Raw genomic sequence first — 11,083 nt, forward strand, 5'->3', positions numbered from 1 at the left:
TTCTTCTTAAACAGAAAAATTTCTATTCATGTATAATAATCAATTAATTATAGCATAACATATATAAAAATCCAATAAATAACCAAATAAAAATGCAATAAATGCACAAAAGAATAAGAAAATATTCTTTTCCCGAATTTTCAATACATGGTTAGCTAAATACACTACCTGCTTATTTCTATTGGCTTAAATCCCAAATAATCCGCAGAAATAAGACTATAGGATATACCTTCTATCGTTCCTTCAACGGCCTTCAGACAGCTTGCCCCGTGCAAATGTCCATAAACACATATTTCTACATTATTTTTCTTCATAATATCTATAAAATCAGATGGTTCTCCCTTACTGTTAAAGGGAGGAAAATGCAATACAACCATTATTTTTTCATTATCTTCTTTTTTTATGCTGGCAAGTGAAAGTTTCAACCTGTTGAGTTCCCTTTCATATATTTTTCTGTCCTGAGGTCCGAATTCTTCATCACCAGGGCAATTCCATCCTCTGGTGCCGCAAATAATAATATCTTCAACCTTTATACTGCTGTTCTGTAAAAACTTGATTGTATTAAAATCATTCTCATCTAAAAACTCACACAGTTTTTTCTGAGTAGTCCACCAATAATCATGATTTCCTTTAGTAATAATCTTATTACCGGGAAGGGAATTTATAAACTTAAAATCTTCATAGGCTTCTTTCAGGTATGTTGCCCAGGAAACATCCCCTGCTATAATGACATAATCATCATTTGCAACTGTCTCTTCCCAGAACATCTTTAATTTTTCCATGTAATCTTCCCATCTTGGCCCGAATATATCCATAGGTTTGTGGATACTCAAGGCAAGATGAAGATCTGAAATAGCATAAACAGCCACCTGAAAAAAGCCTCCTTAATACTCTTTAATAGGCCTTACCCCAGTAAACCATATGCTTTGCTGGTTTATTACAGCACAGGCATGTATCTGAGATTTTTTCTTGAACAAAAGGTATGCACCTGGCAGTAGCACCCGTTTTTTCTTTTACTTCATCCTCACAGGCTCTGTCCCCGCACCACATAGCTTTTACAAACCCTGGTGTGCTATCAAGTATATTTTTCAGCTCTTCAATATTAACTGCTGTATAAGTTTTCTTATCTCTTCTTTCCCTTGCTTTTTCAAGAAGATTTTTTTGTATATCTTTTAATAAACCAGCTACACTCTCCTCAAGTTTATCCATTGTAACAAAGATTTTTTCATGGGTATCTCTTCTTACCAAAACTACCTGATTCTTTTCTATATCTTTCGGACCCACTTCAAGCCGCACCGGTACGCCTTTCATCTCATATTCACTAAACTTCCAGCCCGGCATCTTGTCACTGTCATCAAGTTTTACTCTAACTACTTTTGAAAGCCTGTCTTTTATTTCATTTGCTTTTTCCAGCACACCTTCTTTATGTTGGGATATGGGCACAATAATTAACTGAATCGGGGCAACTTCAGGAGGAAGAACCAAACCTCTGTCATCACCATGTACCATAATTATTGCACCAATCAATCTTGTAGTCATTCCCCAGGAAGTTTGATGGACATACTTAAGCTGGTTATCAGCATCAGTATACTGGATATTGAAAACTCTTGCAAATCCGTCTCCAAAATTATGAGAGGTCCCTGTTTGTAAAGCTTTACCGTCATGCATCAGACTTTCTATTGTATAGGTTTCTTTTGCACCTGCAAATTTTTCCTTCTCTGTTTTCTGTCCTTTAATCACTGGTATAGCCAGTATTTCTTCACAAAAATCTGCATACACATTAAGCATTCTAATAGTTTCTTCCTGGGCTTCTTCTGCGGTTGCATGTGCTGTATGTCCTTCCTGCCATAAAAATTCGAGGGTTCTTAAGAAAGGACGAGTTGTCTTCTCCCAACGGACTACTGAACACCATTGATTGTACAGCTTTGGCAGATCCCTGTATGAATGTATAATATTTGCATAATGATCACAAAATAAGGTTTCTGATGTGGGACGCACACACAATCTTTCAGTCAGTTTTTCCTGTCCGCCATGGGTAACCCAGGCAACTTCCGGTGCAAAACCTTCAACATGATCCTTCTCTTTTTCAAGAAGACTTTCCGGAATAAACATTGGCATATATACATTTTCATGTCCTGTTGCCTTAAATCTTGCATCAAGGTTCTTCTGAATATTTTCCCAGATAGCATATCCATATGGACGTATTATCATACAGCCTCTTACACTTGAATAGTCAGCTAAATCTGCTTTCTTTACTACATCCGTATACCATTGGGCAAAATCAACATCCATGGAAGTTATTTCTTCAACTAATTTCTTATCCTTACCCATTTTCTCAACTCCTATTATTTATATTTAAATATTAATTAATTTACTATCCATCAAAAAAACCGTCCCACAAAAACATGGGACGGAGTTATCCGCGGTACCACCCAAATTGGTTTTAAACCCGGCTTTCTAAGCTTATAACGAAGCTCAAACGGCAGCCTCCTCAGCTGCTCCAACGGGGGTGGGAAGAAAAGCTTTGGTTCAGGAACCTCGCAGCTTCAAGTTCCATTCTCTTCGAACCCGGACTTTTCGCAGTCCCCTATATCGGCTTGATATTACACTTATTTTAATATAATATATATTTCAATCGGGTGTGTCAATACTTTAGCAACATGATTAGGAGGCATAGGACATGAAAGTGGGAATAGGCCAGGACAGCCATAGATTTGATTTTAATAATAAAGAAAAAGTACTTATACTTGGAGGAGTAGAATTCCCAGGTCATCCTCCCTTGTTAGGAAACAGCGATGCGGATGTTATTCTCCACTCACTTACTAATGCTGTGTCAGGAGTAACCTGTGTGAATATTTTAGGCAAGATTAGTGATGATATGTGTCTGGTAAAAGGAATAACAGACAGTAAAGTATATTTAAAGGAAGCAATTAAATATCTTGGAAATAGCAAGATTGTTCATGTGTCTATTGCCATAGAGTGCCTGACTCCTAAGATAAGCCCCAAAATATCTGAAATCAGAGAAAGCATTTCCAGAATAATGGGTATTTCTCCTGAAAGCATAGGGATAACAGCAACTACAGGTGAAGGTCTGACTCCTTTTGGCAGAGGTGAAGGTATACAGGTTTTTAGCTGTATTACTGTAGAATAATTAAGATTATATCAGCTTATTTTCAATAATAGCTTCCGCTAACAACAGGTCCTCCGCAGTTGTTATTTTAATGTTGTTATAGCTACCTCTTACAAGTTTTAACCTATATCCAAGTCTTTCCACCAACACTGCATCATCTGTTCCGTAGAAACCATCTTCAAAAGCCTTTTTATGCGCATCCAGAATTAAGTCATATTTAAAAGCCTGTGGTGTCTGTATCTGCCACAACTGGCTTCTGTCAGGAGTTTCTACCACAAATCCTGAAGAATCCGCCCTCTTGATAGTATCCTTTACCGGTACAGCTACACAAGCAGCCCCATATTCACAGGCAGCGTTTATACATTCAGCTATACTGCTTTCTCTGATAAAAGGCCTGGCTCCATCATGTATTAATACTATTTCAGCCCGGTTATAGACTTCTTTAAGGCCGTTTCTAACCGAGTCCTGGCGGGTGTTTCCACCTGTAACCATTGATTTGACCTTTGTAAAATCATACCTGTCCACAATTTCCTGCTTGCAATATATAAAATCGTCCTTATTAACAACTAATATTATTTCATCAATAAGATTGCAGTCCTGAAACACGCTTAATGTACGTGCCAAAAGAGGAATCTGGCATATTTCCACATATTGCTTATTAATATCCAAATTCATGCGGGTTCCTTTTCCGGCAGCCGCTATTATTGAGCTAACAAAGAAATTTCTTGTTTTCTTAGACCAAATAGCCATCTTTATGCCTACATTGCCCTTTCATCACTTAATTTAGGTTTTGCAAAAATCATTCTTCCTGCAGCAGTCTGGAGAACACTTGTTACAGTAACATTTACATTTTCTCCTATAAACCTTCTTCCTCCATCAATAACAATCATTGTTCCATCATCCAGATAGCCTATTCCTTGCCCGTTTTCTTTTCCATCCTTAATAACCTGGATTGTCATTTCTTCACCCGGAAGTGCAATAGGTTTAACTGCATTTGAAAGCTCATTAATATTGAGGACCTGAACTCCTTTGAAACTGGCTACTTTATTAAGATTGTAGTCTATTGTGACCACCTTGCCGCCTACTTTTTTCGCCAGGTTTAACAATTCACTGTCTACCTCTCCTCCTTCAGGAACTCCAACATCCTCTATCCTGACCGGATGTTTCAACTCTTTCTGTATCATATTCAAGACGTCAAGCCCTCTTCTGCCCCGGTTTCTCTTCAATGTGTCCGAAGAATCAGCTATATGTCTCAATTCCTCCAATACAAAGCTCGGAACTATAAGCTCTCCTTCAATAAAGCCGCTCCTTAGAATATCTACTATCCTTCCGTCAATTATCACACTAGTATCTAAAATTTTAGCATCTGAAGATGTTTTCGATAATTTATTATTAAACTTTGAAAAAAATATTCCATTTTGAATTTCATGTTTCTTTGAGAATACTATTGCGATACCAAGGCATCCAAAAATAACGTTGACTGAAATTGATATGGGAAGTCCTATTATTTCAATTCTATTGAATGGTATAGTGATCAGATTCGCTACTATCAAACCAATTATAAGTCCTATTACTCCAATAATCAGTTCATACAGGGTAATATTCTGTATAGAATCCTCCAGTTTGTCCAGGATTTCAATAAGTGTACATATTATCTTATTGGCAGCAGTATAAAATAAAATACCCGCTAAAACTGAAATAATAATAAATAAAAATAATTCCAAACTGTCTGCCAAAGCCAGATTCAGATTATCAAAAATTGTCTTGCTTATAGTAAATCCTGTAATAGCGCCTACAAGGGTAAAGGAAATTTTCATAACCTTGTTTAACACGGTATCTACTCCCTTATAACAAGATTTATAACAGACTTTTGCGTTTAAGATCTTTTGTGTTTAAGATTTCGTGATACTTTACACATCATTAAGATCAAATATTCAAGACTATCCTTCAAAACATTGATTGATTTTCACCTCAATGGTATCCTGATCAAGGCCTTTTGCTAGAACCAGTTCACTAATAAGAATCTGTTTTGCACTATTTAACATTTTCTTTTCCCCGGTAGATAACCCTTTTTCTTTCTCCCTAAGTATTAGTGTTCTGACTACATCTGCAACTTCAAATATATTACCGCTTTTAATTTTCAGCATATTTTCCCGGTACCTTTTATTCCAATTGCTTGTACAATTTTTTTGCTGGTCAAGCAAAATATCAAATACCTTATCCGCATCCTGATTGCTTATAACTTCTCTGATACCTATCTCCCGGCTATTCTGAATTGGTATCAGTACTTTCATTTCACCTATGGGCATTCTTACAACATAATAACTTTGTTTTTGCCCAAGTATCTCTTTTTCTTCAATTGACTCAATAATCCCTGCTCCGTGCATAGGATATACAATTTTATCTCCTATATGAAACATACTATCCTCCGCGGTAAATCAAATAGCCCAGGCAAAATAAGTGTACAAAAAAATTAAAATATAATATACTTGAATAAGGACTGCATGTCTAAGTATACTATAAATATGCATAATTGTCAAAATTAAATATTCTACCACTTAACAAACGCATATGTCAATGATTATTTTTTCCTTAATTTTTGCCCTTTTAATTCTGCCTTTAGCTTTTTAACTCGCTAATTATGCCGTATTTCATTTGACAAAGGCCATAAAAAAGACTTATAATAAACTTACTAATACATGGTATCCAATATATCTTGCTGAGGAGTGAAAACATTGAAGGACATGATAATGGATGAGTTCCAGTATTCAATTTCCGAACTTCTTAACCGCAACAAAAGTATTTTGGATCTGATTACCAAATTTCAAGATTCTAATTCCAGAATTAACCGTTCCATCATCAAAGCAGTCACTCATTGCGGCTGTTTAAAAATAAACGCAAAAAAACAAGAGTTTTCCGAAAATGCCAGTCTTGAAGAAATGAAAAACCTTTTATCTACCCACCTTGAAGGTAGTCTTTGCGAAAACTGCCGTGATTTTATAGAAAAAGAAATTGGGAGAAGCATGTTTTATCTTGCTTCCATATGCAATACTCTTGATCTTAATCTGTATGATATTCTTATAAAAGAACATGAAAACCTAAAACTGCTTGGTAAGTACAATCTAAGGTAAAACCAGTTCCAGAGCTTCCTGGACATTTTTTACGTAATAAATATTAGTGCCGGGCTCTTTCTTGATTTGATTTGCAGAGTTAAAGTTCCCCAAGGGAACAACGCAGTTCCTAAACCCTAAACGAAGAGCCTCAAGAATTCTTTTATCTATCTGGCTTATTGCGCGTACTTCACCAGTTAGTCCTACTTCACCCATTATTACAGTAGAACTTTCAACCGACACATTTCTGAAACTGGAAGCAATAGCACATATTATTCCGAGATCACAGGCAGGCTCGTCCAGTCTTATTCCTCCTACCACATTTACGTAGGCATCATGATTATATAACTGAAATCCTACTCTTTTTTCAAGAACCGCCATTAACATATTTATTCTGTTCTGATCAAGGCCGGTAGCCATTCTTCTGGGCATTCCGAAATTGCTTTCACATACAAGTGCCTGAATCTCTATAAGCATAGGTCTTGTGCCTTCAAGGCTTGATACAACAACAGATCCCGGAACATCTTCCTGTTTTCCGGAAAGCATAGCCAATGAAGGGTTTTCTATCTCTGCCAGGCCAGAATCTCTCATTTCAAACAGGCCGATTTCATTGGTAGAGCCAAATCTGTTTTTTACAGCTCTAAGCAGCCTATAACTCATATGCCTCTCACCTTCAAAGTACAGAACTGTATCCACCATATGCTCAAGTACCCTGGGGCCGGCTATCGCTCCTTCCTTAGTCACATGACCTATAATAATAATAGTAGTTCCGGTGCTTTTGGCAAGTCTCATGAGACCTGAGGTTGCTTCTCTTACCTGGCTTATGCTCCCAGGAGCCGAGGTAAGCTGTTCATTGTATATTGTTTGAATTGAATCTATTATTACAAGTCCGGGCTTATGACTTTCTACCAACTTTTCTATAGAATGGAATCCTGTTTCTGAAATAAGCAGAAGTTGAGATCTATTGATACCCAATCTGTCAGCTCTGATTTTTATCTGTTTGATAGATTCTTCACCAGAAATATATATAATATCTTTATCAAAGTCTATGCTTTGGCAAATCTGGAGCATAAGAGTGGATTTCCCTATTCCCGGATCTCCTCCCACAAGTATCAGAGAACCTTTCACAATACCTCCGCCCAGTACCCGGTCCATTTCTTTTATTCCTGTGGAAAAACGTTCTTCATTGACTATCCGGACATCATTTATTCTGACAGGTTTTGCATCACTGACAAATGTCTGCAAGCTTTTTGCAGCATCTGACCTGACCTCCTCAATCAAAGTATTCCATTGGTTACAAGAAGGACATTTCCCAAGCCACCCGGATGTCTCATATCCACACTCATGGCAGACATAAACAGATTTTAACTTTGCCACAACTTTAACTCCTCTCCATCTATAAGTTCCATAAGCACCAGTATAAACATAGCATGAGACCATGTCAGCGGAATAACCCAGGAAGGCCTTCCACTTTCCCTGTCAACCTGCTCAGGCAGAAAGCCCATTTCAGTACAGGATTTCACCGCCCAATCGAAGTAGTACTTCGCCTTTTTGTATTGTTTTATTTTTGCATAATAAAGAGCAATCCATAAAGTTGCAATTACCCATGGATTTCCTCCAATATAATTGTCTTCTTCATATCTTTTGATTCCTTTTGTGGGATACGAAGTAAGTCTCTCTTCTATTCTCCTGACAGTGCTCTTAATTTTGAGATCATTTACATCATATACCCCAAAAGGTACTGCCAACCCAATGAGGCTTATATCAGCTTTGTTATCCGTCAGGGTTACATCTCTTTTATATCCTTTTTGATTAACCTGAATCACCTTTGTTTCGTTTCCGGGCTCATATCCCCAGGGATTTAGCTTTGTTAATATACTTCTTAGAAATATACCTTTATCTTCGCTCCATAGATTTTTATCAATAGAATTCCTTAACTCTTCAGCCGCCTTTTTCCATTTTTCTATATTATTTCCCGGGATACTAAGAATCTCTGCAACCTCAGCCCCTGCACAAATACCTGCATATACTGCCGCAGAAGAGTATGCGTGGACACCAAACCTTTCTTCCCACAGATCATAGCTGGGTCCTGGAAGACCTGTGCTTTTATCTAAAAATTTAATTAAGAATTCAACACCTTTTTTTACGTTATTCCACATATTTGTTAGAAAAGCTGCGTCACCAGTCTGTAAATAATGCTGTAATATGCCCCAAATAATAGTGCCTGTTTCATCTATTTGCAATCCCCATGAGGGTGCCAGATTACCATCCATAAAATACCTTTGGCTCCATGATCCGTCATCTTCCTGTGTATTTGCAGTCCATTCATAGAATTTGTCCACCATTTCTTTTAATCCGCATTTATCCAGGGCGCTGGCGATAAAGCCTGCATCTCTTCCCCAACAGTATGCATACCTCCCACATTTGGTAAAATGCTCATCAATTTCTGCAGAAGCTAAAATTCCACCTGTCCTGCTGTCAGCCATAAGCCTGAAAACCAGAAGAGATCGTTTATATAACCGGTCTATACTTTCTATACCGGTACAGATTTGCCTTGCACTTTTCAGATAGTCATGCCAGTATCTTACAGTATCATTATATTCATGATTTATATTGGAACTTTTTATATGTCTTGTAATAGTTTTAACACTTTTAAGTGTGCTTGCAGCACATATAAAAATAATAATCTTCTTTTTTTCTCTTGGTTTAAATTTACCAAGTTCCCACATCATGGCTCCTTCCGGCACCATTCCTATGCTGTCATAACCTTTCAGCACCCCATTCCCGGCATTTTCATAAGCATTATTCCCTAATTGGAATTGCCAGACAATCCGATCTGCAGAAATAGATATATAATGTCCATGATTATAATGAATCAGAGCATCGCAATCAAAATCAAACAGTGTACTCCTCAAGTCATAAACAGTGCTTGTGGCAGAAGAATAAAGGATAAACGCCAGATTGACTTCATGTATTCCGGTATTTTCTATCTCATATTCTCTGATTATAATATCTCTGTTAATTAGTGCATAGTCATATTGAAGCACTTTGAGATTATTCCGGCCGTCCTTATGCAAAGTACGTACAATATTAGTGTCTTCCACATAGCTCTGGCTGTGATCCCAGTTTGTTTCGTGAAGCCATGTGGTACTTTGCCGGTCAATAAAAAAAATCCCGGTATACATATTTTCTATATGCTGTTGATAATCAATATTAGGCCAAAAAAATCTTATTAATTCACCCTTGTCTGTCAAACATGCCAATAACCGTGAATTGCCAATTATAGCGTTATTAAGATAGGATTTCGCCATTAAACATTACTCCTGTGTCCTTAATAGTTAAGGAATAATTATTAAGGATATTATACCATATTCCTTATATTTATTATTCAATCATAAAACTTTGAAGTGAATTTAAGAAAAAAGGTTACATTATTTCCAGGTTGCTAATATTTTTAAGTATTAAGCACACAATAATATAAGACTTTTTTAGACTTTTTATGTTCGGAGGATTAAAATGCTTTCGGAATTTGAAAATACTGTTTATAGCATATCTCAAGTGATACAGGTTCTTGTATTTGTAGGAGGTTGTTATTTTTTTAGTATATCTATATTTGGATTAATCATGGACAGGGAAAACAGCATAACTCAACACAAACCAACAAAAAAGTTTGCTCTCGTTATTGCAGCACATAACGAGGAATTAGTTATAGCCCATATCATCGAAAGTTTACTGAGACAAAACTATCCTCGTAATTTATATGATATATATGTAGTAGCAGACAATTGTACTGACAATACCGCAAATATTGCCAGGAATCATGGAGCATTAGTTTTTACAAGGATAAATAACCAGGAAAGAGGAAAAGGTTATGCTTTAGAATGGATGTTCAGCAAATTGCTTTCTATGGAAAATAAATACGATGCCATATGCGTTTTCGATGCCGATAATCTGGTTTCCTCTAATTTTCTTGCTGAAATGAACAATCTGTTATGTGAAGGCCATAAAGTTATACAAGGTTATCTTGACAGCAAGAATCCATACGACTCCTGGATAACAATTTCCTATTCCATAGCTTTCTGGCTGTCAAATCGAATATTCCAGCTTCCCAGGTATAATCTTGGTCTTAGCTGCAGTTTATGCGGAACGGGTTTTTGTGTGGACACAGAAGTTCTTCGAAAGATAGGTTGGGGTTCCACCTGCCTGACAGAAGATTTAGAATTTACTATGAAGCTTGCATTAAGTGGAATTAAAATAGCCTGGGCACATAATGCTGTTGTTTATGATGAAAAACCTTTAACTCTTAAACAGTCATGGAAACAAAGAAAACGCTGGATGCAGGGACACGCAGATTGTGCCATTCGCTTTGTAGCTCCTCTTTTAAAAAGAGCTTTTACAAAAGGAGATCTTACTTCCTTTGATTGCGCGTTATACTTATTTCAGCCTATAAGGTTCCTGCTGATCGGAATTATGACTGTTATGATGTGGGTTCAAACAATATATGTTAATTCTCCCTTCTTTAATATAAAAAGCTTTTTCCCTGATTTTATATGGCAAATATATGTTATTCTGCAATTTTTTTATGGCCCTTTTATTATTCTTTTAGAAAAGAAATTTAAAATGGAAACAATGATCGGGTTTATCATATATCCTTTTTATTGCCTTACTTGGTTACCCATCACCATACAAGGCTTTTTAAGCAAGGACAATAAAATATGGACTCATACCATGCATACCAGAACAATCAGGATAAGTGAGCTGGAGGAAGCAAGGTGAGGAAAAGGAAGCACAGGGGAAGCACAGGGACGGTTCTTTTGCTTCCAAGGCAAGCCTTTGGAAGCAA

General features: G+C 36.8%; 10 protein-coding genes. 3 read left to right on the top strand and 7 right to left on the bottom strand.

Going from position 1 to position 11,083, the window contains the following annotated elements; all coding sequences use genetic code 11:
- Positions 1-164: 164 nt before the first annotated feature.
- Both GXX20_06380 and GXX20_06385 read right to left on the bottom strand, forming a co-directional pair.
- A complete protein-coding gene (locus GXX20_06380) occupies positions 165-869 on the bottom strand; it encodes a serine/threonine protein phosphatase (protein ID HHW31286.1) in 705 nt (234 codons plus the stop codon).
- 25 nt (positions 870-894) lie between these two features.
- Positions 895-2,331 carry a proline--tRNA ligase gene (locus tag GXX20_06385; GenBank protein ID HHW31287.1) on the bottom strand — a complete coding sequence of 479 codons (1,437 nt, stop codon included), beginning with the start codon at positions 2,329-2,331 and terminating at the stop codon, positions 895-897.
- A gap of 349 nt (positions 2,332-2,680) precedes the next feature.
- On the opposite strand from GXX20_06385, the gene GXX20_06390 reads away from it, so the two are divergent.
- Positions 2,681-3,151 carry a 2-C-methyl-D-erythritol 2,4-cyclodiphosphate synthase gene (locus GXX20_06390; GenBank protein HHW31288.1) on the top strand — a complete coding sequence of 157 codons (471 nt, stop codon included), beginning with the start codon at positions 2,681-2,683 and terminating at the stop codon, positions 3,149-3,151.
- A 6-nt stretch (positions 3,152-3,157) separates the two neighbouring features.
- On the opposite strand, the gene ispD is transcribed toward GXX20_06390, so the two are convergent.
- The 3 genes from ispD to GXX20_06405 all read right to left on the bottom strand — a co-directional run bounded on the left by ispD (position 3,158) and on the right by GXX20_06405 (position 5,550).
- On the bottom strand, positions 3,158-3,880 hold the full coding sequence (gene ispD, locus GXX20_06395) for a 2-C-methyl-D-erythritol 4-phosphate cytidylyltransferase (protein ID HHW31289.1): 723 nt from the start codon (positions 3,878-3,880) through the stop codon (positions 3,158-3,160).
- An 8-nt stretch (positions 3,881-3,888) separates the two neighbouring features.
- Positions 3,889-4,962 (bottom strand): TRAM domain-containing protein, encoded by a 1,074-nt coding sequence (locus GXX20_06400; GenBank protein HHW31290.1) that lies wholly within the window; start codon positions 4,960-4,962, stop codon positions 3,889-3,891.
- Between the two features lie 108 nt (positions 4,963-5,070).
- Positions 5,071-5,550: a CarD family transcriptional regulator gene (locus GXX20_06405; GenBank protein ID HHW31291.1), complete on the bottom strand. Its 480-nt coding sequence runs from the start codon at positions 5,548-5,550 to the stop codon at positions 5,071-5,073.
- 315 nt (positions 5,551-5,865) lie between these two features.
- On the opposite strand from GXX20_06405, the gene GXX20_06410 reads away from it, so the two are divergent.
- The gene (locus GXX20_06410) at positions 5,866-6,261 is read left to right on the top strand and encodes a DUF1573 domain-containing protein (GenBank protein HHW31292.1); all 396 of its coding nucleotides are present in this window, start codon (positions 5,866-5,868) and stop codon (positions 6,259-6,261) included.
- On the opposite strand, the gene radA is transcribed toward GXX20_06410, so the two are convergent.
- Both radA and GXX20_06420 read right to left on the bottom strand, forming a co-directional pair.
- A complete protein-coding gene (gene radA, locus GXX20_06415; protein HHW31293.1) occupies positions 6,253-7,617 on the bottom strand; it encodes a DNA repair protein RadA in 1,365 nt (454 codons plus the stop codon). The genes GXX20_06410 and radA overlap by 9 nt on opposite strands.
- Positions 7,605-9,551, bottom strand: coding sequence for a glycoside hydrolase (locus GXX20_06420; GenBank protein ID HHW31294.1), 1,947 nt, complete (start codon positions 9,549-9,551; stop codon positions 7,605-7,607). Before GXX20_06420 ends, radA begins: the two co-directional genes overlap by 13 nt.
- Before the next feature lie 205 nt (positions 9,552-9,756).
- On the opposite strand from GXX20_06420, the gene GXX20_06425 reads away from it, so the two are divergent.
- On the top strand, positions 9,757-11,016 hold the full coding sequence (locus GXX20_06425) for a glycosyltransferase family 2 protein (GenBank protein HHW31295.1): 1,260 nt from the start codon (positions 9,757-9,759) through the stop codon (positions 11,014-11,016).
- Positions 11,017-11,083 lie beyond the last annotated feature (67 nt).

The sequence above is a fragment of the Clostridiaceae bacterium genome (assembly GCA_012840395.1).
GTDB lineage: Bacteria > Bacillota > Clostridia > Acetivibrionales > DULL01 > DULL01.